The 25359-nt window shown below is 61.7% G+C and carries 25 protein-coding genes; 11 read left to right on the top strand and 14 right to left on the bottom strand.

Going from position 1 to position 25359, the window contains the following annotated elements; all coding sequences use genetic code 11:
* Positions 1-32 precede the first annotated feature (32 nt).
* From GPJ75_RS19305 to GPJ75_RS19265, 9 genes are all read left to right on the top strand, one after another.
* Complete coding sequence (locus GPJ75_RS19305) at positions 33-1082, top strand: class 1 fructose-bisphosphatase (protein WP_163270356.1); 1050 nt, start codon at positions 33-35, stop codon at positions 1080-1082.
* Positions 1083-1096: 14 nt separating this feature from the next.
* The gene (locus GPJ75_RS19300; protein ID WP_163270354.1) at positions 1097-1969 is read left to right on the top strand and encodes a phosphoribulokinase; all 873 of its coding nucleotides are present in this window, start codon (positions 1097-1099) and stop codon (positions 1967-1969) included.
* 10 nt (positions 1970-1979) lie between these two features.
* Positions 1980-4001 (top strand): transketolase, encoded by a 2022-nt coding sequence (gene tkt / locus GPJ75_RS19295; RefSeq protein ID WP_163270352.1) that lies wholly within the window; start codon positions 1980-1982, stop codon positions 3999-4001.
* Entirely contained in the window at positions 4001-4507 is a 507-nt protein-coding gene (gene pgk, locus GPJ75_RS19290) for a phosphoglycerate kinase (RefSeq protein ID WP_163270350.1), read from the top strand. The genes tkt and pgk overlap by 1 nt, the downstream gene beginning before the upstream one ends.
* A gap of 1 nt (position 4508) precedes the next feature.
* Entirely contained in the window at positions 4509-5588 is a 1080-nt protein-coding gene (gene fba, locus GPJ75_RS19285) for a class II fructose-bisphosphate aldolase (protein WP_163270346.1), read from the top strand.
* 41 nt (positions 5589-5629) lie between these two features.
* Positions 5630-7105 carry a form I ribulose bisphosphate carboxylase large subunit gene (locus tag GPJ75_RS19280; RefSeq protein ID WP_163270868.1) on the top strand — a complete coding sequence of 492 codons (1476 nt, stop codon included), beginning with the start codon at positions 5630-5632 and terminating at the stop codon, positions 7103-7105.
* A 12-nt stretch (positions 7106-7117) separates the two neighbouring features.
* Positions 7118-7537, top strand: a complete 420-nt coding sequence (locus GPJ75_RS19275; RefSeq protein WP_163270344.1) for a ribulose bisphosphate carboxylase small subunit — start codon at positions 7118-7120, stop codon at positions 7535-7537.
* A 71-nt stretch (positions 7538-7608) separates the two neighbouring features.
* On the top strand, positions 7609-8550 hold the full coding sequence (cbbX, locus tag GPJ75_RS19270; RefSeq protein ID WP_163270342.1) for a CbbX protein: 942 nt from the start codon (positions 7609-7611) through the stop codon (positions 8548-8550).
* A 185-nt stretch (positions 8551-8735) separates the two neighbouring features.
* Positions 8736-9428, top strand: coding sequence for a response regulator transcription factor (locus GPJ75_RS19265; RefSeq protein WP_163270340.1), 693 nt, complete (start codon positions 8736-8738; stop codon positions 9426-9428).
* Here the strand turns inward: GPJ75_RS19265 and GPJ75_RS19260 are convergent.
* The 8 genes from GPJ75_RS19260 to GPJ75_RS19225 all read right to left on the bottom strand — a co-directional run bounded on the left by GPJ75_RS19260 (position 9365) and on the right by GPJ75_RS19225 (position 17365).
* On the bottom strand, positions 9365-11686 hold the full coding sequence (locus GPJ75_RS19260) for a PAS-domain containing protein (RefSeq protein ID WP_163270338.1): 2322 nt from the start codon (positions 11684-11686) through the stop codon (positions 9365-9367). The two genes, GPJ75_RS19265 and GPJ75_RS19260, sit on opposite strands and share 64 nt — an antisense overlap.
* Positions 11683-12852 (bottom strand): FIST N-terminal domain-containing protein, encoded by a 1170-nt coding sequence (locus GPJ75_RS19255; protein ID WP_163270336.1) that lies wholly within the window; start codon positions 12850-12852, stop codon positions 11683-11685. The genes GPJ75_RS19260 and GPJ75_RS19255 overlap by 4 nt, the downstream gene beginning before the upstream one ends.
* 205 nt (positions 12853-13057) lie before the next feature.
* Positions 13058-13432: a c-type cytochrome gene (locus GPJ75_RS19250; RefSeq protein WP_163270334.1), complete on the bottom strand. Its 375-nt coding sequence runs from the start codon at positions 13430-13432 to the stop codon at positions 13058-13060.
* Positions 13433-13464: 32 nt separating this feature from the next.
* On the bottom strand, positions 13465-13812 hold the full coding sequence (locus tag GPJ75_RS19245; protein WP_163270332.1) for a hypothetical protein: 348 nt from the start codon (positions 13810-13812) through the stop codon (positions 13465-13467).
* The gene (locus GPJ75_RS19240) at positions 13812-14531 is read right to left on the bottom strand and encodes a hypothetical protein (RefSeq protein WP_163270330.1); all 720 of its coding nucleotides are present in this window, start codon (positions 14529-14531) and stop codon (positions 13812-13814) included. Before GPJ75_RS19240 ends, GPJ75_RS19245 begins: the two co-directional genes overlap by 1 nt.
* 2 nt (positions 14532-14533) lie before the next feature.
* Positions 14534-15139 carry a hypothetical protein gene (locus GPJ75_RS19235; RefSeq protein ID WP_163270328.1) on the bottom strand — a complete coding sequence of 202 codons (606 nt, stop codon included), beginning with the start codon at positions 15137-15139 and terminating at the stop codon, positions 14534-14536.
* 40 nt (positions 15140-15179) lie between these two features.
* A complete protein-coding gene (locus GPJ75_RS19230) occupies positions 15180-16157 on the bottom strand; it encodes a PQQ-dependent catabolism-associated beta-propeller protein (protein ID WP_163270326.1) in 978 nt (325 codons plus the stop codon).
* Between the two features lie 20 nt (positions 16158-16177).
* The gene (locus tag GPJ75_RS19225; protein WP_205602582.1) at positions 16178-17365 is read right to left on the bottom strand and encodes an ABC transporter substrate-binding protein; all 1188 of its coding nucleotides are present in this window, start codon (positions 17363-17365) and stop codon (positions 16178-16180) included.
* A gap of 283 nt (positions 17366-17648) precedes the next feature.
* On the opposite strand from GPJ75_RS19225, the gene GPJ75_RS19220 reads away from it, so the two are divergent.
* Positions 17649-18761, top strand: a complete 1113-nt coding sequence (locus GPJ75_RS19220; RefSeq protein ID WP_163270324.1) for an S-(hydroxymethyl)glutathione dehydrogenase/class III alcohol dehydrogenase — start codon at positions 17649-17651, stop codon at positions 18759-18761.
* A gap of 125 nt (positions 18762-18886) precedes the next feature.
* Positions 18887-19729, top strand: coding sequence for an S-formylglutathione hydrolase (fghA, locus tag GPJ75_RS19215; RefSeq protein WP_163270322.1), 843 nt, complete (start codon positions 18887-18889; stop codon positions 19727-19729).
* A 32-nt stretch (positions 19730-19761) separates the two neighbouring features.
* Here fghA and GPJ75_RS19210 read toward each other — a convergent pair whose 3' ends face one another.
* From GPJ75_RS19210 to GPJ75_RS19185, 6 genes are all read right to left on the bottom strand, one after another.
* On the bottom strand, positions 19762-20568 hold the full coding sequence (locus tag GPJ75_RS19210; protein WP_163270319.1) for an ABC transporter permease: 807 nt from the start codon (positions 20566-20568) through the stop codon (positions 19762-19764).
* Positions 20565-21365, bottom strand: coding sequence for an ABC transporter ATP-binding protein (locus GPJ75_RS19205; protein WP_163270316.1), 801 nt, complete (start codon positions 21363-21365; stop codon positions 20565-20567). The genes GPJ75_RS19210 and GPJ75_RS19205 overlap by 4 nt, the downstream gene beginning before the upstream one ends.
* A gap of 76 nt (positions 21366-21441) precedes the next feature.
* The gene (locus GPJ75_RS19200; protein ID WP_163270313.1) at positions 21442-22284 is read right to left on the bottom strand and encodes a quinoprotein dehydrogenase-associated SoxYZ-like carrier; all 843 of its coding nucleotides are present in this window, start codon (positions 22282-22284) and stop codon (positions 21442-21444) included.
* Positions 22281-23294: a quinoprotein relay system zinc metallohydrolase 2 gene (locus GPJ75_RS19195; protein ID WP_163270310.1), complete on the bottom strand. Its 1014-nt coding sequence runs from the start codon at positions 23292-23294 to the stop codon at positions 22281-22283. Before GPJ75_RS19195 ends, GPJ75_RS19200 begins: the two co-directional genes overlap by 4 nt.
* A gap of 212 nt (positions 23295-23506) precedes the next feature.
* On the bottom strand, positions 23507-24853 hold the full coding sequence (locus GPJ75_RS19190; protein WP_163270307.1) for a quinoprotein dehydrogenase-associated putative ABC transporter substrate-binding protein: 1347 nt from the start codon (positions 24851-24853) through the stop codon (positions 23507-23509).
* Positions 24853-25332, bottom strand: a complete 480-nt coding sequence (locus GPJ75_RS19185; RefSeq protein ID WP_246249136.1) for a c-type cytochrome — start codon at positions 25330-25332, stop codon at positions 24853-24855. The genes GPJ75_RS19190 and GPJ75_RS19185 overlap by 1 nt, the downstream gene beginning before the upstream one ends.
* Positions 25333-25359 lie beyond the last annotated feature (27 nt).

Below are 25359 nucleotides of genomic sequence, written 5' to 3'. Positions count from 1 at the left end.
AGGGAGGGCCGGCTTGCCGGCGGGAGGAAACGATGACTGCTCCGACGCTTGATGCATTTCTGGTTTCCCACAAAGGTGAAGGAGACGGCCTGCATGCAGCGGTTTGCGAAACCGTCCGGCAACTGGTGCTCGCGGCAAGAAAGATCCACTCCACGATCAATCACGGAACCCTCGGCGTTTCCTTCGCGGGACTGAACGGCCGCAGCAACGCCGACGGCGACTATCAGCGCAATCTCGACGTTCATGCGAACGAGGTATTCCTGGAGGCCATGCGCCATGCGCCGGTGGCCCTTTACGGATCGGAAGAGAGTCACAGCCCGATCCTCCTTGACGGCGAAGCCGCGCTCGCCCTGGCTATCGATCCGCTGGACGGCTCGTCCAACATCGACACCAATGTTTCGATCGGCACCATTTTCTCGATCCTTCCTGTGATCGGCGATGCCGCCCGGACACCGGAGGCCACGTTTCTTCAACCGGGTAGCACGCAGATCGCGGCGGGCTTCTTCATTTACGGGCCGCAACTCGCCTTCGTCTTCACCCGTGGCAGTGGCACCCACATCTTCGTGTACTCGACACGGCTCGGAACCTTCGTTCAGGCCCACGAGAGCCGGAGCATCCCCCGAAAGACACAGGAGTTCGCCATCAATGCCTCGAATTACCGGCATTGGGACGAAGCGGTTCGCCTCTACATCGACGATTGCCTGAAAGGATCGGAAGGGCCGCGCGGCAAGGAATTCAACATGCGCTGGATCGCCTCGCTGGTGGCCGAGAGCTATCGCATCCTGATCCGCGGCGGCGTGTTCCTCTACCCTGGCGATGCGCGCAAGGGCTATGCCCGCGGCCGGTTGCGCCTGGTCTACGAGGCCAACCCCATCGCCATGCTGGTCGAGCAGGCAGGGGGCGCTGCAACGGACACCGTCGACCGCATCCTCGATCTCACCCCCACCGACCTGCATCAACGCGTGCCGCTGGTCTTCGGCGCGGCAAAGGAGGTGGAGCAAATCGGCCGCTACCACACCGAGCCGAGCATGATCGGCGAGCGCGCCCCCCTCTTCGGTCATCGCAGCCTGTTTCGCGTTTAGGATGGAGATACTTCATGTCCGCCAGACACCCGATCATTTCCATCACCGGCTCTTCAGGTGCGGGCACGACGTCCGTCAAACGCATCTTCGAGCAGATCTTCCGCCGGGAAAAGGTCCGGGCGGCCTTCATCGAGGGCGACGCCTTTCATCGCTACGACCGCGCCGCGATGAAGATCAAGGTCGCCGAGGAGAAGGACAAGGGAAATCCGAACTTCACACATTTCCACGCCGAGGCAAACGAACTCGAAATCCTGGAATCCGTCTTCGAGGAATATGGCCGCAAGGGCACTGGGCGGACGCGGCACTATGTGCATGACGAGGAGGAAGCCGAACGGTACGGCACCCCTCCCGGCACCTTCACCGAATGGGAGCATTTTCCCGAAAGCGACCTCCTCTTTTACGAGGGGCTGCACGGTTGCGCCGTCACCGAAGAGGTGAACCTTGCGCAACACGCGGACCTGAAAATCGGCGTGGTCCCCGTCATCAACCTCGAATGGATCCAGAAGATCCATCGTGACCGTTCCACCCGGGGCTATACGACCGAAGCCATCATGGACGTCATCCTGCGTCGGATGCCGGACTACGTTCGCTACATCGTCCCGCAATTCTCGCAGACCAACATCAATTTCCAGCGCGTGCCGATCGTCGATACGTCGAACCCGTTCATCGCCCGGTGGATACCGACGCCGGACGAGTCGATGCTCGTCATCCGCTTCGCCAACCCGCGCGGCATCGATTTTCCCTATCTCCTATCGATGATCCACGACTCCTTCATGTCGCGGGCGAATTCCATCGTCGTGCCGGGCAACAAGCTCGATCTCGCCATGCAACTCATTCTCACGCCGCTGATCCTTCAGCTGATCGAGCGCAAGCGCCGCATGTCATGAGGAGGCTGCCATGAATATTCAAGAACCGGTAAGAGCCGCGAAGCGTGAGGATGCCGCGTCTGAACGGCAAATGGCGAATGCCATCCGTGCGCTTGCCATGGACGCCGTCCAGAAGGCCAAGTCGGGCCATCCGGGCATGCCGATGGGCATGGCCGACGCGGCGACCGTTCTGTTCAACCGCTTCATCAAGCTTGATCCGTCGATGCCGAACTGGCCGGACCGCGACCGTTTCGTGCTGTCGGCCGGGCACGGCTCGATGCTGCAATACGCGCTGCACCATCTCCTCGGCTATTCCGACATGCCCATGGACGAACTGAAGCGGTTCCGGCAATTGGGCAGCCGGACGGCGGGGCACCCCGAATACGGCCATGCGTCCGGCATCGAAACGACGACCGGGCCCTTGGGGCAGGGCATAGCGACGGCGGTGGGCATGGCGCTGGCCGAACGCATGATGGCCGCCCGTTTCGGCGCCGAACTGGTCGATCATTTCACCTATGTCATCGCCGGCGACGGCTGCCTGCAGGAAGGCATCAGCCATGAGGCGATAGACCTTGCCGGCCATCTGAAGCTGTCGCGCCTGATCGTGCTGTGGGACGACAACGCGATCTCGATCGACGGGCCGACCTCGCTGTCGACCTCGATGGACCAGATCGAACGTTTCGAGGCGGCAGGCTGGGAGACATGCAGTATCGACGGCCATGATCTCGAAATGGTCGCCGCCGCCATCCTGCGGGCTCAGCAGTCGAGCAGGCCGTCCCTCATCGCCTGCAGGACCAGGATCGGCAAGGGTGCGCCCAATCTCGAAGGCTCGGAAAAAACGCACGGCGCTCCGCTGGGCGAGGACGAGATCGCCGCGACGCGTACCAATATCGGCTGGGTATTCCCACCCTTCGCCGTCCCCGAGACGGTGAGGACCTCATGGGAGGATGTGGCGGCGCGGGGCGCGCGCGCCCGGCGCGCGTGGCAGGCGCGGCTTGAGGCTTCGCCCTGCCGCGCCGCCTTTGAAAAGGCGATGGCCGGCGCGCTGCCGGAAACGGTCTTCGAGGCATTGGCGGATTTCCGGAAAACGCATGTCGAGCAGGCAACGAAAGTCGCTACCCGCAAGGCATCCGAGATGGCGCTCGAAGTCGTCAACGCGGCGACGGACATGACCGTCGGCGGCTCGGCCGATCTTACCCACTCCAACCTGACGATCACCAAGACATTGAGACCGGTGTCGGCGGGTGACTATGGCGGCCGCTACATCCACTACGGCATACGCGAGCACGGGATGGCGGCGGCGATGAACGGCATCGCGCTGCATGGCGGGGCGGTCCCTTACGGCGGCACATTCCTGGTCTTCTCCGACTACGCGCGCGGCGCCATGCGGCTTGCCGCACTCATGGGACGGCGTGTCGTCTATGTGATGACGCATGATTCCATCGGCCTTGGCGAGGACGGGCCGACGCATCAGCCGGTCGAGCATCTCGCCATGCTGCGGGCGACACCCAACATCAACGTCTTCCGCCCGGCCGATATCATCGAGACGGCGGAATGCTGGGAGCTCGCGTTGAAGGCGACCGGGCGGCCGAGCGTGCTTGCGCTTTCGCGCCAGGCATTGCCGATGGTGCGCAAGGCGCACGGCGCGGAGAACCGCTCGGCGCGCGGCGCATATGTGCTGCACGAGACGAGCGGACCGCGCGACGTCACGTTGATCGCCACCGGTTCGGAGGTGGAGATCGCCAGGGACGCCGCCGACATGCTCCTCGAACGCCACGATGTTCGTGCGGCAGTCGTCTCCATGCCGTGCTGGGAACTTTTTGAGGAACAGGACGGCGCTTACCGGAACGCCGTTCTGGGATCGGGCCCACGCATCGCCGTCGAGGCGGCGGCGCGCATGGGTTGGGACCGCTGGATTGGCGAGAACGGCCGCTTCGTCGGCATGAACGGCTTCGGGGCCAGCGCACCCGCCGCCGATCTCTACCGACATTTCGGCATCACGCCGGATGCCGTCGCCGACGCCGCGCTCGCGCTGCTTGGAGAGGGCGCGTGATGAGGCATGCTCTGCCCGCTCCCGCCGAGATCGCAGGCCGGACGGTCCTTGTTCGCGCTGCCCTCGAGCGCTCGACCGAGGATGGGCTGGCCGGACTGCTCAGCGGTCTGGCGGACTGCAATGCCCGTGTCGTGGTGATGTCCGCCATCGGCGCGCCGGGCGGCGAATTCAATCCGACGCTGAGTCTCGAACGTTTCGTCTCGCCGCTTGCACGGGCAACGGGCAAGGCGGTTCACTTCGTCCCCGATTGTGTTGGAGCGGTCGCCGAGATCGGCGTCGGCCTGGCACCCTTCGGCGATCTGGTGCTGCTTGAAAACCTGGCGTTCCACAAGGGTGAAACGAGCGGCGACCGGACCTTCGCCATGCGCCTGTCCGTGCTCGGCGACATCTATGTCAATGCCACCGGAGGCACTCTCGAGGATGCATCGGCTTCGGTCTCCGTGCTGCCGTCGCTCATGCCCGGCCTCGGCGTTCCCGTTTCCCGTCAGCCAGAAAAGGAGGTCTGATATGGCCCGCATCACCTTGCGACAGTTGCTCGACCACGCCGCCGAACATGGCTACGGCGTGCCGGCGTTCAACATCAACAACATGGAACAGGGCCTTGCGATCATGGAGGCGGCGAAGGCGTGCGAGGCTCCCGTCATCCTGCAGGCTTCGCGGGGCGCGCGTTCTTATGCCAACGATATCATGCTGGCAAGGATGATCGATGCTCTGGTCGAGATGTATCCAGGCCTTCCCGTCTGCCTGCACCTGGACCATGGCAACAACGAAGCCACCTGCGTGACGGCGATCCGCCACGGCTTCACTTCGGTGATGATGGACGGCTCTCTGGAAGCCGACGCCAAGACGCCCGCAAGCTACGAATACAATGTCGACATCACCGAGCGCGTAACGCGGATCGCCCATTGGGCCGGCGTTTCGGTGGAAGGCGAGCTCGGCGTTCTCGGTTCGCTCGAAAGCGGCGAAGCGGAAGCCGAGGACGGCCATGGCGCAACCGGCAAGCTTTCCCAGGATCAGCTGCTCACCGACCCCGATCAGGCAGTCGACTTCGTCACGAGGACCGGGGTCGATGCCCTGGCGATCGCCTGCGGCACGTCGCACGGCGCCTACAAGTTCACGCGCCAGCCGGACGGCGACATCCTGGCGATGCGCGTGATCGAGGAAATCCACGCCAAGCTGCCGAACACGCATCTCGTCATGCATGGATCGTCATCGGTCCCGCAGGACCTGCAGGACGTCATCAACGCTTTCGGCGGAGCGATGCCGCAGACCTGGGGTGTACCCGTCGAGGAGATCGAACGCGGCATCCGCCATGGCGTGCGCAAGGTCAATATCGACACGGACTGCCGCATGGCGATGACCGGACAGTTCCGGCGCATCGCCGCCGAGAGCCCCGAGGAATTCGATCCGCGCAAATTCCTCAAACCGGCCATGGAGGCGCTCACCGCCCTTTGCCGCGACCGTTTCGAGCGTTTCGGGACGGCGGGTCACGCCGCGAAGATCAAGGCCGTCGCTCTTGACGACATGGCCAGGCGGTACGCGTCCGGCGCGCTCGATCCTCAGCCTCGGACAGCCAGGGCCGCGTGAAAGCGGCTCCAACAATAGGACGAAAGGAGTTCGTCATGACAATGAATTCGGAAACAGTGACGGGGAAGTCGGAAACCGTCACCGGTAAGGACCGCTACAAGGCCGGCGTGATGGAATACCGCAAGATGGGCTACTGGGAGCCCGATTACGAGCCCAAGGACACCGACATCATCGCGCTCTTCCGCATAACCCCTCAGGACGGCGTCGATCCGGTCGAGGCGGCGGCGGCGGTTGCCGGGGAGAGCTCGACGGCCACCTGGACGGTGGTGTGGACCGACCGGTTGACGGCCTGCGAGAAATACCGAGCCAAGGCCTACCGCGTCGATCCGGTTCCCAACGCGGAAGGCCAGTATTTCGCCTACATCGCCTACGATCTCGACCTGTTCGAGCCGGGTTCCATCGCCAATCTGACGGCGTCGATCATCGGCAACGTCTTCGGCTTCAAGCCGCTCAAGGGGCTGCGGCTCGAGGACATGCGCTTCCCCGTCGCCTATGTGAAGACATTCCAGGGGCCGGCGACGGGCATCGTGGTCGAGCGCGAGCGGCTCGACAAGTTCGGCCGGCCGCTGCTCGGCGCCACGGTGAAACCCAAGCTCGGGCTCTCCGGGCGTAACTATGGGCGCGTCGTCTATGAGGCGCTGAAGGGCGGTCTCGACTTCACCAAGGACGATGAGAACATCAATTCCCAGCCCTTCATGCACTGGCGAGACCGCTTCCTCTACTGCATGGAGGCCGTCAACAAGGCGCAGGCCGAGACCGGCGAGGTGAAGGGCACCTATCTCAACGTCACCGCCGCCACCATGGAGGACATGTACGAGCGGGCCGAATTCGCCAAGGAGCTGGGCTCCTGCATTGTGATGATCGATCTGGTCATCGGCTACACGGCGATCCAGTCGATGGCGAAATGGGCGCGCAGGAACGACATGATCCTGCATCTGCACCGCGCCGGCCACTCGACCTACACGCGGCAGAAGAACCACGGCGTCTCGTTCCGCGTCATCGCCAAATGGATGCGCCTTGCCGGCGTCGATCATATCCATGCCGGCACGGTCGTCGGCAAGCTGGAAGGCGACCCCGCGACGACGAAGGGCTACTACGATATCTGCCGCGAGGAGTTCAATCCGATGCGGCTCGAAAACGGCATCTTCTTCGATCAGGACTGGGCATCCCTCAACAGGCTGATGCCGGTTGCCTCCGGCGGCATCCACGCCGGGCAGATGCATCAGCTTCTCGACCTTCTCGGCGAGGATGTCGTCCTGCAGTTCGGCGGCGGAACGATCGGCCATCCGATGGGCATCGCCGCCGGCGCCACCGCAAACCGCGTGGCGCTCGAGGCCATGGTGCTTGCCCGCAACGAGGGCCGGGACATTGTCCACGAAGGGCCGGACATCCTTCAGGCGGCGGCGAAGCACTGTCAGCCGCTGCAGCAGGCGCTCGAGACCTGGAAGGACGTCACGTTCAACTACGCATCGACCGACGCGCCGGAGTTCGTTCCGACCGCGACGGCCGCCGAGTGAGGAGATTTCCCAATGCGTATCACCCAAGGAGCCTTTTCCTTCCTGCCCGACCTGACGGACGACCAAATCAGGGCGCAGGTCCAGTACTGCATCGACAATGGTTGGGCCGTCAGCCTGGAGTTCACGGACGACCCGCATCCGCGCAACACCTACTGGGACATGTGGGGCCACCCGATGTTCGACAACCCGGATGCGGCAGCACTGATGATGGAACTGAACGACTGCCGCAAGGTCTATGGCGACCGCTATATCCGTGTCGTCGCCTTCGACGCGAGCCACGGTTGGGAGTCGGTGAAGCTGTCGTTCCTGGTCAATCGGCCTGCCGAGGAGCCGGGCTACCGGCTGGAGCGCCAGGAAGCGAATGGCCGCTCGATCCGCTACACGACGAAGCCCTATGCGGCGGACAGGCCGGCAGGCAACCGCTACGCCTGACCGCCTCGTGCCGGCGCCGCTCCCAGGCCCACCCGGAACGCGACACCAGATGAAAGGGGGCAGTTGTTGTGATGGAACCAGCCCTACAGCAAGACCTGGACGGCCAAGGCGACATCCCGGCGCATGTCGATCTTCACGCGGAATTCGAAGAGTCGGGCGTCAAGGACGTACTCACCGAACTCGACCGCGAGCTGATCGGCCTGGCGCCGGTCAAGAAGCGCATTCGCGAGACGGCGGCTCTTCTTCTGGTGGAGCGTGCCCGCAAGCGTATGGGCCTCGCCCATGAAACGCCGACCCTGCACATGAGCTTCACCGGCAATCCCGGCACGGGCAAAACGACCGTGGCCTTCAGGATGGCCGACCTTCTGAACCGTCTCGGCTATATCCGCAAAGGCCATCTCGTCTCGGTGACGCGCGACGATCTGGTGGGGCAGTATATCGGCCACACCGCCCCGAAAACGAAGGAGATCCTCAAGAAGGCGATGGGCGGCGTCCTCTTCATCGACGAGGCCTACTATCTCTACCGCCAGGAGAACGAGCGCGACTACGGCCAGGAAGCGATCGAAATCCTGCTGCAGGTGATGGAGAACCAGCGTGATGACCTGGTCGTCATCCTCGCCGGCTATGCCGATCGCATGGACCGCTTCTTCGCAAGCAATCCCGGTTTTCGCTCGCGCATCGCCCACCACATCGATTTTCCCGACTATACGGATGAGGAGCTTCTGCGGATCGCCGGGAAGATGCTGGAGGAGCAGAACTATGGTCTGGACGCCGAAGCAGAAGCCGCAATGGCCGACTATGTAAGCGCCCGCCGGACGCAGCCGCACTTCGCCAACGCCCGCTCCATCCGCAACGCGCTCGACCGCGCCCGGCTGCGCCAGGCCAATCGGCTGTTTGAAAACGCGCGCGGCCCGCTCGATGCCGGAACCCTGTCGACGATCTCCGCCGAAGATATCCGCGCCAGCCGCGTCTTCGCCAGCGCGGTCCGAAACGAAGAGGAGCAGGCGCCGTGACACCGTGATTTTTCAAAAGCGGCATGAGGTCCGCTTGTGCCACTCACGGCACAGGTAACAAAACTGTTCATCAATTTGTACGCCGACGCCGAGACACTTGTTGCTCGGGCCGGCTGCGCCATTTATCCTGCATTCACGGAGGTGTTGCGTCAAAGACACCGCAATTGGGAGGAGGAGGGTGACGGATGTTCATCCTGATAGTCGACGACCATCCGCTGGTCTGCTCGGCGCTTGAAGTCACGTTGAAAAACGGGCTTCAATCTTGTGAAGTCCTGCAGGCGCATTCAGCGGCGGAAGCCATGGAAAAGATTCAAGAAAACCCGGACATCGACCTGGTTCTTCTTGATCTGAAACTACCCGATGTGGACGGCTTCCAGGGGCTTGCGCAACTGCGTGGGGAAGCGCCTCGGCTACCGATCCTGGTGCTTTCCGGTCTGGACGATGCGCGTCTCGCCGAACTGGTGGAAAGCTACGGCGCATTCGGTTTCCTCAACAAGAAAGCGGACGCCGAGCAGATCGTGGATACTGTACGCAGGGTTCTTCGAGGTGAGAAGGCGTTCCCGGCGGCAACCGTATCTTGCGCGCGCAATGGTGCCGAAGACGCCGACCATGTTGCCCGCGCACTTCATCGCCTCACGCCGCAACAGAGAACGGTCTTGCGCATGCTTGGCGAAGGGTTGCTCAACAAGCAGATCGCCTATGAGCTCTCGATCAGCGAATCCACGGTGAAAGGGCACGTCTCGGCCATTCTGCGCAAGTTCGAGGTGCCATCGCGCATGCAGGCCGTTCTTCTGGCTCAGGGCGGCGTCTTCGATCAGGCGCCAGGCATGGGGCCTGCCGCAGGCATCCGGCCGGTGCCGGCCACGGTGGAAAGATGAAACAGGTAGGCGCGTAGCTGCGCTGGTTTCACCGGCTTGGAAAAATATTCGATGTGTTTGGCACGCGCGCGTTCCGTGATGGCGCGCGAGTGGTCGGCCGTCACGAGGATGCCAGGCAGATCGTGCCCGAAATGCTCGCGCAGAAGAATGATCGCGTCGATGCCGTCGATATCGCCATCCAGATGAAGGTCGGCGACGACGGCCAGGGGCGTCAGCGCCTTGTGCTGCACGAGGTCAAGCAGCCCCAGATACGAGGGGGCGGTGACGCTCTCGATCTGCCAGTGGCTGAAAAGCGTCGTCATGGCGTGGGCGACACTTTCGTCGTTTTCCAGCACGAAGAGATGGCCCTCCGTTCTCGGCCTACCGTCGTCCCGTGGACCGTCGATGCCCGCGCCATCCTGTTCCTGTCGCGCCTGCGGTTGGGGACCCGTCGTCTTGAGTGGCACGACGACCGAGAAACAGGAACCAAGCCCGACTTTCGAATGCAGCTTGACTTCATGTCCGAGCAGGTCGGCTGCCCGCCTGACGATCGCCAGGCCGAGGCCGAGTCCGCTCATCTGGGAAGAGGGGGCCACTGCACGTCTGAACTCCTCGAAGATTACCTCACGATCCTTATGCGGAATACCGGAACCGGTATCGTGGATTTCGATGGAAAGCGCCCGACCCTTGTGCCTGGCGCCAAGCAGGATTGAGCCCGTCTCGGTGTATTTGATTGCGTTTGACAGAAAATTCTGGATGATGCGCCGCAAAAGTTGCGCGTCCGACCAAACGACTGCCGAAGAGCGGACCATCCGCAGCCGCAGCCCCTTCTGGTTGGCAAGTGCATCGAACTCCGCCTTGAGGGTTTCCAGCAACGCGCCCACGTCGATGGCGGCGAGCTTGGGCTGGTAGCCTCCCGCGTCCATCTTCGAAATGTCGAGGATGGTGCCGAGGAGAGCCTCGGTGGACTGGAAGGCATTGCCGAGTTTGTCGAGTAGGTCGTGCCCTTCCTGACCGACGAAATGGGATGTCTCCAAAGCGGAAAGGTAAAGCCGTGCGGCGTTGAGCGGCTGCAGGAGATCATGACTGGCGGCGGCCAGAAAGCGTGTCTTGCTAAGGTTGGCCGCCTCGGCGGCTTTCCGGGTGCGTTCGAGGTCCGCCATCGTCTTTTCGTGTCTGAGAACCTCGTCCTGCAATATCTCGTTGAGGCGTGTTAGTTCCCTGGTCCGTTCCTGAACGCGCTTCTCAAGCTCTTCGTTGCTCCGCTCCAGGAGCTTTGCAGCGTTGATCTGGGGTGAAACGTCCGTCATCGTCACGACGAAGCCGTCGTCCGGCATGCTGCGAAAGTTTGCAGCGATGACTCGACCGCCCGAATGCGAAACCTCGACGCGCAGGGGGTGGCGCCTCTTGACATCGCGGATCCATTCCCGGACCGCCTCCCGCCGCTCGCGTTCCACGGTAGCTCCATGGCGCCAGACAAGCCGCAGCAGCTTGCGCACGTTGGTGCCGGCGTGCATGTCCATGTAAGGAACGTTGAGAAGCATGGATGCCTGGGAGTTCCACGCGACCAGGTTGAGTTCGGCATCGAAGACAATGACGCCCTGGGCGATGCTGGCAACCGTGGTTGCCAGGATGTCCGACTGTTGCGCCAGATTGCTGAGGCGGCGGGTATCCTCCAGCCGCCTGAACTGGGTGATGTCGCTGACGACCGTAACCTTGCCGCCTTCATCCGTCGCCCGTTCGCTGATCTGGATCCAGCGGCCGTCGCTGAGCAATTGCTGGAACTGACAGCGGGGTGTGCGGTGATAGGCGATGCGCGCCGCGATCCAGGACTGCGGATCGGTGACGGCCTCGGCAATGACACCGGTTTCCGCGGCGCGTTGAATGACGTCGTTGAAGTGCGTTCCCGGCTTCAGGAGATCTTCGAGTTCCGGGAAGATCTTGCGGTACTTGCGGTTGCAAAGGACGATCCGGTCGTCCTTGTCGTAGAGGATGAAGCCCTCGCCGATGGAATCGATCGCATGCTGCAGCTGACGGCGGGCGATCTTGGCCTCGCTCATGGCACGGGCAAGGCGCTGGATGCGTTTTTCGACGCTGCTTTCGATCCGGGTGACCGATTGAAAGAGCTTGTAGGAATTGCCCGTCAGGTCGTGGCTGCGGTCCACCTGCCGAATAAGGGCGTCACGAATCGTTCTCAGCTTGTCGTTCTCGCGCCTCAGGCGCTCCATCTCGGATTCCAGATCCCGGCGGGAGGGCTTTGCAGGCGCCGGCGCGCTCATGGCGCGCTCCCGATGGCAAGCCCGGTCAGTGTCTGGCTCAGATGCAGCGACCGGTATTGTTCACCGTAGGTGTTGAAGCCGATCATGTTGTAGCGGTTGAAGATCGGCAGCAGGTCCTTCTTGATGCCCAGCCTTTCGGCTTCGAGCCGGCGCAGGATGCAGTCGAAGCACAGGGCGATTTCCAGCCCGCCGATCCGCTCGGTGATCTGCTCCATGTTCTGCACCAGATTGTCCCGCATGTCCTCGGGATGCGCGCGGGTGAGGACGATGCCCTCGTCGATGGCGCAGAAGAAATGCAGCGCGCCCTCGGCGTCGACCTTCTGAATGGCGCGCACATGATATTCCCCGCGGATCCGTACGAGCAGCGGGTTGGCTGCAAAGACCTCCGGCGTCAGCTCCTCCGGAGCAACGCCGATGAAACGGGCATATTCCTCCGCCGCCGGCTCGGCGTTGATCGTCCAGACGACGCGCTTTTCAGGATCGGCGCTGGTGATGACCAGCTTCTGGTCGGTCGGCCGGAAATGCTCGAACTTGAAAACCTCCACAAGCCTGCTGGATGCACCGATGACGACCAGGGCGGTGTCTTCGAGCACATGCCCGTTATGGAAGATCTGGGTGGTGTCGAAATGCAGGTTGTCGCCCGCCGAAGCGCCGAACACCGGCACTTCATCGAGAGCTGCATACGCGCTCGCGGCAATCTCCTCTTCACGCCGCGACAGGCCGTCAACCAAAAGCATGGCGAAGAGATTGGCGCGGTCCGGCTCCAACTCGCGCAAGAGGTGATAGTAAGCCGTTTCTATCGCCTCGCAGCCGCGCTCCATCGAATAGTTGCGCAGGTCGGGCAGGAGGCAGGTTTCGAAGCTGAAGGATGCCCGGTCGAAAGCAACGGCAATCGCGCCGCCCGCCTCGTAGCAGTCCTGGGTCAGGCTTCCCGCCGTCGTGCAGCCCACCAGCGTTGCCTCCGGGAAGGCTTGTGAAAGCGGCCCGACAACCTCTTCGTAGGGCAGGCTCGATGAGATGAAGGTGGCGATCAGCGTGGGGTCGCAGCCGGCGATGCCCGAGGTCAGATCGTCTATGATCTGCGCTGGGTTCCGCGATCCGGACCAAGCGCGGGTAATAATGGGCCGTGGGCTCGATAGAGGGTGTTTTACCTCAGCCTGTTCCATCGGTCGGCCGACCTCACTTCAGCATTCCATTATGCCATTCGACACAAACGACGTCCTGTAGCGACAGACCGCCCCGCCAAGCGACGGCATAGCGCATTCCGATCATGCTCGACTTCGCTGCTTCGACCCCCGCAAATGGCTTGAGCGAGTATACGCGCTTTCCGAGCGAAAATTGCGATGTTTTTTTACCGGACGGCTACCAGGCTCACTCCGACGATGCCCGAATATATTCGATAACATCCTCGATCTCCTCGTCCTTTCTTAGCCCGGGAAAGGCCATCTTTGTTCCCTTGACGAGCTTTCTCGGGCTTCTGAGCCATTCACCCATGGTTTCGTCATCCCAGACAAGTTCCGACTGTGCCATGGCACTGGAATAGGCATAGTCCTCAACGTGTCCTGCAGGCTGTCCCATTATGCCATGAAGGTTCGGTCCGACCTTGTTGTCGCCGGGCTCGAGCGAATGGCACGCCTGACATTTGCGGAATACCTGCTTCCCCCGTTCCGCGTCCGCCGAAGCATTCCCGGTCAGGGCCAGGCTGCCCAATCCCACGACAACAAGCGTGACGAAATCTTTTTTCATTCAATCTTCCTCCAGGATTCAACTTCGGGTCTTTAGAGAAAACATCTCACTTCAGCTTCGGTCTGGGCGCGGCGAAGTTTGTCGATGGCGTCCTTGGCGAAAGGAGTCTCGCGGAAGATCGCCATTCTTTCGCCGCCGCCCTGAACCTGGCGCATCCGCAGGATCGTCTCGGCGGTCGTGTAGTCGTCGAAGCTCAACAAGGAGGCGATGACATCGATGCTGCAGGAGCACTGCCTCAGGGCCGTCGCTGTCTGACCGTTCGCCGCCATGCAGCCAAGCACGTAGTCAGCGACCGCTTCGGTCGGATAGTCGTTCGCTCGGCCTTCGAGGGGAAGGAGAAGGCCTACTGCCGATATTAGAGCGAGAAACACGCGTCTCATTACTGGGCATCCTTGAAGCGATAGGTTTCTCGAAGCAGAACCGTCTGGCCGCTCTCGCCGGGTACTTCCGTCTGGATCTCGTAGATGCCGCCAGGAACCTCCTCGGAGACGACGATGCGGTAGATCTTCCCGGCCAGGGAAGGCATGCGCTGCCGGTTTGCCTCATTCATGAACGGCTGCAGCGTGATTAGTTTGGCCGGAACGGACCGGCCGCCAAGCGTAACCGTTGTCACGTCGGTCTCTCCTTGGCCTGGCGCTCGAAGCACCCGGCGGATGGCATTTCGGAAGTAGCCGCCGCTGCCACCCGTACTCCCGCTCATCTGCCTGACGTCATGCTGCAGAAAGATCAGCAGGATTGGGTTGACCCGCGATGCGGATATGGAAGGGATCGTCTGCTTGCGTGTTTGCGCGAACATCGTTCCCTCGACATTGAAAACCGCACCGCCTTCCTCCTTTCCCGCATCGCGCCTGGAAAAATTCAGGACGACCCTGTCGGCGAAGGGTGTTTCGACGGCATCGCCATCAAGACGGTAGTCGAAGACCAGCGTCGTGTCGTCGTGCAGCGCGGCAAGCTGGTTGAAACCGTAAATGGCCGAGGCCGCTGAGCCCGGCACAAGACCCTCCTTCGCCTGGCCGTCGGCGGTCGCAGTGGAGAGGACGGGCCACGCCATGGTGGCGGCCAGTGCGAGAGATATCAGGAAATGGCGCCGGAAGAGCATGATCAGTCACTCTCTCCAAGCCGGTTGGTGATGGTGCTGCCGAGAGCGAAAGCCCGCTGCTCCAGAAGTACCGGCTGCTCACAGAGATAGTTCAAAGCCTGTTCGCGTTCGTTGAAAATGCGAATATCCCATTGCAGCGCTTCGGACAGGTCTTCCCGTTCGCCGGCCTCCGTCTCCTTCAGGGCGCCGCGGTTCTTTCTGATCCTTTCAGCCATTTGCCGCTGCCGCTCGGTGAAGCGTTTGATGCCGGCGACGATCGAAGCGCGATCCGCGTTGATGATTTCCAATGTGCGGCCGAACAGCGCCGTCAGCCTGTCGTCTCGTCTGCTTCGATCCTGAGCTGTGGCGAACGCGTCTATCAGCTCCTCGGTTTCCTCCACCGGCAGGCGCCTTGCCGCGATCTGCGAGGCCAGCTGGTTGATTTCGGTGTCGCCCTGCCAGTCGCTAGGATCGGGCTCCGGCCCGCCCCACACCTGCGCCTGCGAGATACGCGGAACCAGGCGCTGGATGCACGGCCAGTCCGGATTTTCCTGGGCCGCGGCGGGCATGGAAAGCGGAATGAGCGCCGCCAGCGTCATGACCGGGAACATGCATGTTGGTGTCCGCATGGGCTCCTACTTCGCTTTGATGACGGTGGTGCCGTCGCGCTCAGGGCTTGATGGCGACTCCCCACGGAAAGCTGCCGACGGGAATCGACTTCACGGCTTTTTCGTTTACGACATCGATCACCGTCACATCGTTGCTCACCCCGTTCGTGGAATAAAGCTGCGTTTCGTCCGGCGTCAGCGAGAGCTGCCAGACCCTTTGGCCGACGAGGATATAGTCGATCACTTCATAGGTATTGCCGTCGACGATGGCGACGCGGTTGGCCGGACCCAGCGCGACAAACGCCTTGCTCCGGTCTTTAAGGATACGCACACCCACCGGCTGGATGGCCTCCGGCTGCAGCCCGGCCACCTCGAATTCGATCTTGTGCCTGACCTCGCGTGTGGCCGCGTCGATGACGCTGACGGTGCCGCCAATCTCGGCACTGACCCAGACCTCCTCGCCGTCGGCGGTGAATTCGGCGATGCGCGGCCGCTGGTCGACCAGCACGTTGCCGGTGATTTCGAACGTCTCGACGTCGATGAAGTGCGCCATGTTGGTGGTTTCGGAAGTGTTGACGACGGTTTTCCCATCGGGGCTGACGCCCATACCTTCCGGCTCCACGCCGACCGGGATTTCAGCGATCGCGTCACGGGTTTCCAGGTCGACCACGGTGACAAGGTTGTCGTCTTCGTTGGCGACATAAAGGTGCTTGCCGTCCGGCGAAATAACCAGCAATTCGGGATCGGGACCGGACGGCAGCGTACCGACGATCTTTAGGCTTTCCGTATCAAGGATCTCGATGTGATCGTCGTCGCTCGCGCAGATGTAAAGGTAGCGGTTGTCGCTGCTGAGCGCTATCCCGCGCGGTCGGTTTCCCACTTCGATCGTGTCCGTCACCTTGAGGCTGTCACCGTCGATGACGGAGATGGAGCTCCCCTTCTCGTTGGAGACATAGACGGTCATCGCACCGGCCGGGGCGGCTGTGAGGCTGCCTGCGAGAAGCAGCAGGGCGCCAAAGGGGGAGGGCGAATTCAGCATCGGTTCTTTCCCTTTCCAGACTACTGCAGTGCACATCGGGTTTCGGGCATGTCGTATCCGAGGCTGTCGAGCGGGGTGCGCTCGTGGAGAAAACCTGGCTGCGGTGACGCCGAAACGAGGATGCGTTTGTTGACCAGAAGTACCGGCTGGCGCATCTGCTGGCTCCACGGTCGGAACGAGAGCCCGACCCCCTTGAAGCCGCCAAGCGCGAAATCCTCGCCGCGCAGGTAGGAGCGCAAAGCGCCGACATCGGTCGAACCGACCCGGGTCACCGCTTCGCCGATCGCCCGGATACCCAGCCAGGCCCCATAGTCGCGCTCCTCCATCCAGCGTCCTGCAATCTCGGTGAAGCGACGCTGGAACTGCGTCGACCCCCATTGCTCCTGAACGCGGTGCCAGGATGTCGCGACAAGCCCGTGCGTTCCCGCTACCGGACGGGGGGAGAAGGTATTGAACGGGAGATATTCACCGAAGATTCCGCTTTCGTCGGCGACGATCAGGATATCGTATTCGCCACCCTCCTGGGTTGCGAGCGGCATTTGCTGCTGGATCTGGATATGGCCACTGTCGGTCCGCCGCGCCACGGGTGAATAGGCATAGGTGTCTTCGGAAACGATCTCGGCACCGAATTTCTTTGCCGACCGCCGAATTGCATCGGCGTACGCAACGTCGCCATCCTGGGTGCCGGAAAGCAGGAACAGGCGCGACCAACGCTTCCATACCAGGAACTGAACAAGTGCGTCCGTGCGCATGGAGCGGCTGGGTGCCGTATGAAAAATCTGGGGATGGCAGGTGTCGGTGCGTAGATCGTCGTCGCCGACACGTCCGTTGAAGATCAGCGTGTCCGCGGCATCGGCGTGCTCGGCGACCTTCAGGAGGTCCTCCCGTGGCAGGTCCGAAACGAAGAGGCGACGCCCTGCCTGCACCTGCTCCTGGAACGTGGCGGTAACGTCTCCATCCGCCGGCACGATGGCTTCGATGAGTTCGTACTCATGGCCGAGGAATTTTCCCGTCGTCTTGTTGTCCTCGACTGCCAGGCGAGCACCCCACACACCCGGGTCTTCAACGACCGGATCCACGAAGGAGAGTGGTAGTTTTGGTTCCTCGGTGCGCGACAGAAAGACGATGGGAATGTCTATTGCCTGCTCCTGCGCGGCCGCGGTACCGGCCAGCACGCAGCACGCAACGGCAATCATGGCTTTGAACACGCTTCCTCCCTGCGGTCCTTATCGCTTTATGTCGCCCCACACCGATGCGCCGGGCACCTCCCCATTCGACTCATTACAAATCTTCATCCGGCCCGATATAGGTCAAAAGTTCTGCCCGCTTGGGAGTCGGACAGGAGAGGTCGAGATTTCAGCTTTGCTGTAAGGAAAGCTGAAAAGAGGTACTTTCGGACTATGGAGCAAAATGCGGGCGATCCCGTAAAATGATTTTACGCATCAATTGGCTGCCCGATAAGGCACACGATCAGTTGGAGGAATGTCCGATATGAAATCACGCGCAGCGGTTGCTTGGGCAGCGAAGAAACCTCTTTCCATTGAGACAGTCGAGATCGGAGGGCCGAAGGCTGGCGAAGTTCTGGTTGAGATCATGGCGACCGGCATCTGCCATACCGATGCCTACACGCTGTCCGGGCTTGATTCTGAAGGTAAATTCCCGGCAATCCTCGGCCACGAGGGTGCAGGAATCGTGCGCGAGATCGGCGCCGGTGTCACGTCGGTGAAGGTCGGCGATCACGTCATCCCGCTTTACACGCCGGAATGCCGCCAGTGCAAAACCTGCCTATCGCGGCGCTCCAATCTGTGCACCTCTATCCGCTCGACGCAAGGGCAGGGTCTGATGCCCGACGGCACCAGCCGCTTTTCCTGCGACAGCGGTGAGGTCTTTCACTACATGGGTTGCTCGACCTTCTCCAACTTCACCGTCCTCCCCGAGATCGCCGTCGCAAAGGTGCGCGAGGACGCCCCTTTCGACAAGATCTGCTATATCGGCTGCGGCGTGACGACGGGCATCGGTGCCGTAGTCTATACCGCCAAAGTCTGGCCGGGGGCGAACGTCGTCGTCTTCGGCCTCGGCGGTATCGGCCTCAACGTCATTCAGGGCGCCCGTATGGTCGGTGCCGACAAGATCATCGGCGTCGACCTCAATCCCGACAAGGTCGAGATGGCGCGCAAGTTCGGCATGACGGACTTCGTCAATCCCGATGAGGTCGGCCGGGACAAGGTGGTGGAGGCCATTGTGGATCTCACCGACGGTGGTGCGGATTTCTCCTTCGAATGTATCGGCAACGTGAACACCATGCGTCAGGCACTGGAGTGCTGCCATCGCGGGTGGGGCGAGTCCGTCGTCATCGGCGTGGCACCCGCCGGTGCGGAGATCTCCACGCGCCCGTTCCAACTGGTGACCGGCCGCGTATGGAGAGGGACCGCCTTCGGCGGTGCCCGAGGCCGCACCGACGTGCCGAAGATTGTCGACTGGTACATGGATGGAAAGATCAATATCGATGATTTGATCACCCACACGATGCCGCTCGAAGAAATCAACACCGCCTTTGATCTTATGCACGAGGGCAAGTCCATCCGGAGCGTTGTGATCTACTGACGTTGAGTGCCGTTCCCGGAACATCGTTCCGCACGTCCGGGCGCCGCGGGTATGCGGGCGTCAAAGGGGCGGCTTTGCGAAATTTCTTGTGGCCGGAGCGCTTCGAGCGGAACCTGGAGTAGTCGATGAGCCAGTTCGAGGAAATATCGAGCGCCTTATGCTTTGGCGGAAGGCAACTGACGCTTTCCCATGACAGCAGGGCGACGGGCACGAAAATGCGATTGAGCGTCTTCGTGCCGCCGGCGGCCAAGGATGGGCGTGTTCCCGTCGTTTACTATCTGTCCGGCCTGACCTGCACGGAGGAGAACTTCACCGTGAAGGCCGGCGTCCAACGCATGGCATCCGAATTGGGTCTGATCGTCGTGGCGCCCGATACCAGTCCGCGCGGAGAGGAAGTGCCGAATTCGCCCGATTACGATCTGGGGCAGGGCGCGGGGTTCTACGTCGACGCGGTGCAAGCCCCTTGGTCGACGCACTTCAGGATGTATTCTTACATAACCCAGGAGCTACCCGAGCTCATCGAGGAGCGGTTCCCTGTTCGCCCGGGCTCGGCGGGTATATTCGGTCATTCCATGGGTGGGCATGGGGCGTTGACTATCGCCATGCGCCATCCGGATATTTTCACGTCGGTTTCCGCCTTCTCGCCGATCGTCGCCCCATCTTCCGTGCCGTGGGGGCGCAAGGCTTTCACCGCATACCTGGGAGCCGACGAGGCCGCATGGAAACAGCATGATGCCTGCCACCTTGTCCGCGAGCGGGGATTTCCCGGACAGATCCTCGTCGATCAGGGCACTGCGGACCCATTCCTTGAGGAGCAGTTGCAGACGCAGCGCTTCATCGAAGCGCTGAAGGAGAACCGCCAATCGGCCAAGGTGCGTATGCAGCCCGGCTACGACCATTCCTATTTCTTCATAGCCACGTTCATCGACGACCATCTGCGCCATCACGCACGCATGCTCAATTCATAGGCCCGTGCGTCGTCCACTTTTCCTGGAGTTGCTCAGGCGGCGGCGCGCCCGGCCGTTGGCCCGCCGCGCGCGGGCGTATAGCCGATAAGGGCGGCGGCGCCGAAGACGACAAGTGTCGCCGTGACGATGCCGAGCGCCGGCAGGTTGGGCTGCCCGTAGATCGTGAAGCGGATCAGTTCGACGACATAGGTGAAGGGGTTGTACTGGCACAGGTGATAGAGCGTTACGCTGCCTTCGCGGATGCGCCACAGCGGATAGAGCGCGGTGGACAGGAAGAACATCGGGAAGATCAGAAAGTTCATCACCCCGGCGAAATTCTCAAGCTGTTTCACGCGCGAGGAAAGGAACATGCCGAGCGCACTCAGTGCCATTCCCGTCAGGACCAGCACCGGCAGCAGCGGCAGAAGGCCCGACCACGGCAGGGGTGTCCCGAAGAGCGCGGCAAGCAGGATGAAGGCATAGACCTGTATGATGGATACCACGGTGCCTGAAAACATCCGCGCGATCAGCAGAAAGCCGCGCGGAAGCGGTGTCGAGAGCAGAACCCGCATCGATCCCATTTCGCGGTCGTAGACCATGGAAAGGGAGTTCTGCATGCCGCTGAAGAGTTGGATCATGCCGATAAGCCCGGGAACGACATAGACGTCGTAGGTAATGTAGGTCTCGTAGGGCGGTATGATTGAAAGGCCGAGCGACGCGCGGAAACCGGCGGCAAAGACCAGAAGCCAGATCAACGGGCGGACGAGGGCGGCGAAAAACCGCCCCCTTTGCTGAACGAAACGGAACAGCTCGCGTGCAAGGATCGCCAGCAGGGCGCGGGAGGCGTGGCTCACGGTCATGGCGACTGCTCCTTTGGCTTGGTCGTCAGCCTTGTAAACGCTTTGTCGAGCGTCGCCGCGCCGGCACTCCGCACCACGTCATCGACCTTGCCGCGGGCGACAATGGCACCCTCGTCGAGGACGATGAGGTCGTCCTCGGGCGCCACCTCGTCGACCAGATGGGTGGCGAGGAAAACGCATATGCCTTCTCTCTCGGCAAGATGGTGGAGATGCTCGATCAGCCAGCGTCGCGTGGCAATATCGAGCCCGGTGCTTGGTTCGTCGAGCAAGAGCAGAGCTGGCCGGTCGATGAGCGCACGGGCGACTTCCACGCGGCGGCGTTCACCGCCGCTCAAATTGCGGACTTTCGTCCTTGCGTGTCCGCTAAGGCCGATCCGGTCGAGCAATATCGCGATTCTTTCCCACGCCGCAGTGCGCGAAAGTCCGCGGAGGGCGGCGAAATAGCGGAGGTTCTGATCGACAGTGAGGTCAAGGTCGAGGGTCTGTGCCTGGAACACGATACCGAGCTGCGAAAGAGCCTTCGAGCGGTTGTTTCGCAGCTTGTACCCCGCGATTTCGATTTCGCCCCGGCGGCTGTCGAAGAGACCCGTGATAAGGGAGAAAAGGGTCGTTTTCCCTGCCCCGTTCGGTCCGAGAAGCGCGGTGACCCGCCCAGGAGCAAGGGAAAAGGAAACCTCGCTGAGCGCCTGACGGTTGCCATAGGCGTAGGAAAGGCCCTCAACCACCAAGGGCTGCTGCGCACGATCGTCGGCTGTGGGCTCGGGTGCCGTGTCTTCACGTCCGCTCTTAGCGTCCATGCGCGATCCGATGTGTTGCCGCCAGCTTGCCACTCTCCTTCAATAGCGCGATCGACGGCATCCGCCTACCTTGGCACTAGGAAGCTGGATCGAGTTCGATCGGCCAGCTCTGCTCGAAGGTTTGCTCATCTGAATCAATCACCTTGGCATGCAGTTCCGCCTCCGCATCCGGTCGGACGAAAAAGCGGACCGTTGGATTTTCGCTCATCGAGATGTCCCCTTCGAAGCGCAGGATGGGCTTCTCCCCCAAGGTCAGTTCTATGCTGCGCACATATCGGGCGGGAATCCAAAGCTGTGTCACCTGATCGACCTGCATGCCGCTGTAGTTGGGGTGGCTGATCATGAATTGGCCCTGAGCCGGTTCGTCCTTGCGCCAGGCGCCTATCTGCTTCAGGCGCATCTTGCCGAGGCGGGCCATGGCCAGGTCATGATCCTTGCTGGCCGGTGCGGAGCATCCGCCCGATGCCTTGACAAATTTCTGTGCCATGTAGAGTTCGCCGTCACTGGTCTCAGCGATGGCGCGGACGTTCGTGTAGGCGTTGATGCGGACCCGGGTCGAAAGGTTCGCTATCCCGTTTCCGGGAAAGAGATGGAAGGTCCCGACGACTGGCGCAGGGTTCTCGTCGATCACCAACGTCACCGCGCGGATATAGCGCTCCTCTGTCTGTTCGATTTCAGCTGTTACCGAGATCGGCACCGTCGCGGCGTCCAGCGCACGGTTGGGCGCGTCAAGTGTGATGACGCCTTCGCCATCGTGGATCACGCGGTCGTTACCATACAAGGAGGCGCGGATGTCCTGCCAGGAGTCGTCATCGGCGAGGGCGATCGGCGCCCTGGATATGATCAGAACCGTGGCAAGAACTGCGATTGCGATCGGATGAAGACAAAAGGTCTCTGCTTTCCGCTGTTGGGGCATCATTCCCACTCCAGTTCCGTATAGGCGGCAACGACATTGCGGCCGTGGTTGGTGTCGAACAGAAGCCAGTCCAGTTGATTGTCGTTTTCCATTCGGGCAAGCGTTGCTGATATGTCGAGACCTTCCTCGATCGCTGCGCGGACGCCGTCACGCAGCCGCGTCAGATACGCCCGCTCCTGCTGCAGCGCCGCAACCCCGTCGCTTACCGGTCCGTGGCCGGGAACGACCACGCGGACACCCGGTGGCCGCAAAATTTCGAGCGCGGCAAGCCAGCCGGTGAGGCTACCGTCGAGCGTTGGAAGGCGGCCCGCGAACAGGAGATCCGCCGCCCACAGAAGCCCCGCGCGTTCATCGAATATGGTCAGATCGTTGTCGGTGTGGGCCGGCGGCCAGGCTTTCAGGAGCAAGGGTCGGTTGCCGAGATCGATCCGCATGGTGTCCGAAACGGTTTCCTGAGGTGCGAGGTAGGCCGTGTCGGAGAAATCAGGCGAGATCTCAGCCAGTTGCTCCAGGTAAAAGGGGCCACGCTCGGCAAGCGCCCGAGGCAAGTTGCGATGCCCGAGGCTACGCACCGGCAGGTCCGAGAAGGCGGCGTGCCCGAAACAGTGATCGGGGTGGACGTGCGTGGCAATCAGATGGCTGACTGGTCTGCTTGTCACCGACGCAACGGCTTCACGCAACGCCAAACCTTGCTGACGGGTCGTTCCGGTGTCGATGACGGCGACGCTCTCATCCCCAACGATGAAGCCGATATTGGCGATTGCACCGCGGTTGGCCGCCGACATTTCCTCCTGGACGCCGTAACGGACAAACACACCATCCGCGACCTCGATAAAAGGCAACGTTGCCTCTGCGGCTATGGATCCGGTGGCTTTTACAAATGTGGTCGCGGCAAGCACCCCTGCACCGGCACAGAGGAATGCGCGCCGCGGGATCCGCCAGGGGGAGGAAGCCGGCGGGTGAAAGGAAAGCGCCTCCTTCAGATCACCTCGGCCTTTTGCGCGCATTTCCATTCTTTGATCTGCCAGTTCGTTCTGCGTATGCCCCATTGGGTCACGGTGAGGGGCGCTGCCCGAGAGCAGTGCTGGAGGTCTGCATATTGCTGTGGCCACAGCTCGAATGTCTGACACTCCACCGGGCGCGCAACCAGGCAGGCGACTATGAAAACCTCATACACCTTTCCTGGACCTCCTCTTGGGCCAAGCGAAAGCTGTAAAGCCCATGATCATGGCCGCCACGGCGTGACGGTTTCCTGTTCCAGACCGGCGTCGATCCACGCTTGCGCCCCTCCCGGAAACCACACAACGTTCTTGAAACCGCTCGAGACAGCGCGTTTTGCGGCATTCCACGACATCCAGCAGTTCGGCTCGCAAAAGAAGACCAGCGTTTTTTCCCCCGCTGGACCGGCAAGCCGTGAAAGCTCCGTTTCGAACGCGGCCTTGTCGCCTTCGCTCAAACGGCCGTAACCCATATTGGCAAGCCAGACGGCGTCCTTGATGGTATCGCGCTTCGGCTCGCGCCAAATTGCACCCTCTGGCCGCTCTTCCGGCTCTCTCGCCGCAGGCATCACGTCGATCAGGACAACATCATCCCTTTTGACCAAGGCCTGCAATTCAGCCAAATCGACCGTTCGCGCATTCTTCAACCCTTTTGGCACGGCGGCGCGGTAGTCGCTCGTTCTATAGCCCTCGGGTTCGGGAACGTCCGCCGCGGCTTCCACCTTTGCAGGCTGGATCAGTTCGCCCCTGCCATTGAGAAGCGGGATGCCATAGTCGAGCAGGATCGTTTCGATATCGGCTCCGCGTTTTTCCAGGATTCCGTTGAGCTCGTGCTTCCAGTCCGGTTCTCCATGACGGATGCCCATGGATATCCGGTAGTCGGTGCGTTCGATGCCGCGGCCCGCAATAAGAGGCCGGACGACCAGCGAAGGGTCGATCTGTCCGGCCCAGTAGCCGCCAAGCGGCCCCCACGTCAGCGCCACATCGATCGCACCCTCGGCTACATCTTCGACCATGGCGCGCGCTGGCTTCTCCAGGCGTGTATCGACGATCATCTTGTAGGTTTTGGCCCGATCGAGGAGGCCCTGGCGTGCCGCCATCGTCGCAACGGGTGTCTGGGGCTGGATGCCGATTTTCAATGTCCGGAAGATGGGGTCGCCGAGCCGAGCCGTTTTCAAGGCCAGGTCTGGGCGATGAATCATCACATAGCTGGACCGGTAGTACGGATTGGTGTTCTGCATCAACTCGTTGGTCGTTGCGACACCAATGATGAGATCGCATCGATTGGCGGCCAATGTCCTGCGCACGAAACCGATCGTCTGCGGGAACCAGGTGTAATCGACGGGGAGGCCCAACTCCTCTCCAACAAGCTCGGCGATCTTGTTTTCGAACCCTTCGCCCTTGTCGTTGGAATAAGGAAGGTTGTTGGGGTCGGCGCATACCCTCAGTCTTGTGCGGTCGACGATCTCGCCGGTGATGGCTTGTCCTTGCGCCGCGATCGGCAGCGCCGCCGCTGCTGCGAAAACCAGCGCACCAAGACCATTTCTCCACCACCAGCGAAACGGCGCCGACATTACTGGCTTTCCTTCCATTCCTGGAAGACCACATCTTCCTCGGGGGGCAGGCGCTCTGGCCGGCCGCGGCCGACCGCATCGTCGGAACGCGCCTTGAGATAGGCATAGATGTGGTCGATATAGAGCATGACGTCGCCGTTCTCGGCAAAACTCGGCATGACCGAATCCTGGTTGGCCGCCCCCTTTGCCTGGCGGCCGTTCGTCACCACCTCGAGAAAGTCGGTGTAGCTCATCGTCTTCAGGGAGTCTTTCAGTGACGGCGCGAAGGAGCTGCCAAGGGCATCCGGTCCGTGGCACACATGGCAGGTGTTATGATAGCGGCGATAGCCGTTGTAGGTTCCGTAATCGACCTTTCCATCCTCGATGATGTAGGGCTTTTTCTCCCAGTCCGATTCCTGGGCATTTGCCGTGAGAGTTGAAAGGGACAGCGCCAGGGCAGCTCCGCCCAGACCGGCTACGGCCATCGTCCACAAACGCATACGGTGTTCTCCTCGCGGGTTGGCTTT

It is taken from the genome of Chelativorans alearensis (genome assembly GCF_010993735.1).
GTDB classification, from domain to species: domain Bacteria; phylum Pseudomonadota; class Alphaproteobacteria; order Rhizobiales; family Rhizobiaceae; genus Chelativorans; species Chelativorans alearense.
The sequence above is the reverse complement of the archived record's forward strand: the minus strand, read 5'-3'. Positions and strand labels throughout refer to the sequence as shown.

Bases quoted from the DNA above. Each gene is read 5' to 3' on its own strand.
- GPJ75_RS19305 (WP_163270356.1), top strand. From the start codon at position 33: ATGACTGCTCCGACGCTTGATGCATTTCTGGTTTCCCACAAAGGTGAA.
- GPJ75_RS19250 (WP_163270334.1), bottom strand. From the start codon at position 13,432: ATGAAAAAAGATTTCGTCACGCTTGTTGTCGTGGGATTGGGCAGCCTG.
- GPJ75_RS19280 (WP_163270868.1), top strand. From the start codon at position 5,630: ATGAATTCGGAAACAGTGACGGGGAAGTCGGAAACCGTCACCGGTAAG.
- GPJ75_RS19195 (WP_163270310.1), bottom strand. From the start codon at position 23,294: ATGGAAATGCGCGCAAAAGGCCGAGGTGATCTGAAGGAGGCGCTTTCC.
- GPJ75_RS19240 (WP_163270330.1), bottom strand. From the start codon at position 14,531: ATGCTCTTCCGGCGCCATTTCCTGATATCTCTCGCACTGGCCGCCACC.
- tkt (WP_163270352.1), top strand. From the start codon at position 1,980: ATGAATATTCAAGAACCGGTAAGAGCCGCGAAGCGTGAGGATGCCGCG.
- GPJ75_RS19185 (WP_246249136.1), bottom strand. From the start codon at position 25,332: ATGCGTTTGTGGACGATGGCCGTAGCCGGTCTGGGCGGAGCTGCCCTG.
- GPJ75_RS19200 (WP_163270313.1), bottom strand. From the start codon at position 22,284: ATGATGCCCCAACAGCGGAAAGCAGAGACCTTTTGTCTTCATCCGATC.
- GPJ75_RS19255 (WP_163270336.1), bottom strand. From the start codon at position 12,852: ATGGAACAGGCTGAGGTAAAACACCCTCTATCGAGCCCACGGCCCATT.
- GPJ75_RS19275 (WP_163270344.1), top strand. From the start codon at position 7,118: ATGCGTATCACCCAAGGAGCCTTTTCCTTCCTGCCCGACCTGACGGAC.
- GPJ75_RS19265 (WP_163270340.1), top strand. From the start codon at position 8,736: ATGTTCATCCTGATAGTCGACGACCATCCGCTGGTCTGCTCGGCGCTT.
- GPJ75_RS19190 (WP_163270307.1), bottom strand. From the start codon at position 24,853: ATGTCGGCGCCGTTTCGCTGGTGGTGGAGAAATGGTCTTGGTGCGCTG.
- pgk (WP_163270350.1), top strand. From the start codon at position 4,001: ATGAGGCATGCTCTGCCCGCTCCCGCCGAGATCGCAGGCCGGACGGTC.
- fghA (WP_163270322.1), top strand. From the start codon at position 18,887: ATGAGCCAGTTCGAGGAAATATCGAGCGCCTTATGCTTTGGCGGAAGG.
- GPJ75_RS19235 (WP_163270328.1), bottom strand. From the start codon at position 15,139: ATGCGGACACCAACATGCATGTTCCCGGTCATGACGCTGGCGGCGCTC.
- GPJ75_RS19220 (WP_163270324.1), top strand. From the start codon at position 17,649: ATGAAATCACGCGCAGCGGTTGCTTGGGCAGCGAAGAAACCTCTTTCC.
- GPJ75_RS19210 (WP_163270319.1), bottom strand. From the start codon at position 20,568: ATGACCGTGAGCCACGCCTCCCGCGCCCTGCTGGCGATCCTTGCACGC.
- fba (WP_163270346.1), top strand. From the start codon at position 4,509: ATGGCCCGCATCACCTTGCGACAGTTGCTCGACCACGCCGCCGAACAT.
- GPJ75_RS19230 (WP_163270326.1), bottom strand. From the start codon at position 16,157: ATGCTGAATTCGCCCTCCCCCTTTGGCGCCCTGCTGCTTCTCGCAGGC.
- GPJ75_RS19245 (WP_163270332.1), bottom strand. From the start codon at position 13,812: ATGAGACGCGTGTTTCTCGCTCTAATATCGGCAGTAGGCCTTCTCCTT.
- GPJ75_RS19260 (WP_163270338.1), bottom strand. From the start codon at position 11,686: ATGAGCGCGCCGGCGCCTGCAAAGCCCTCCCGCCGGGATCTGGAATCC.
- GPJ75_RS19300 (WP_163270354.1), top strand. From the start codon at position 1,097: ATGTCCGCCAGACACCCGATCATTTCCATCACCGGCTCTTCAGGTGCG.
- GPJ75_RS19205 (WP_163270316.1), bottom strand. From the start codon at position 21,365: ATGGACGCTAAGAGCGGACGTGAAGACACGGCACCCGAGCCCACAGCC.
- cbbX (WP_163270342.1), top strand. From the start codon at position 7,609: ATGGAACCAGCCCTACAGCAAGACCTGGACGGCCAAGGCGACATCCCG.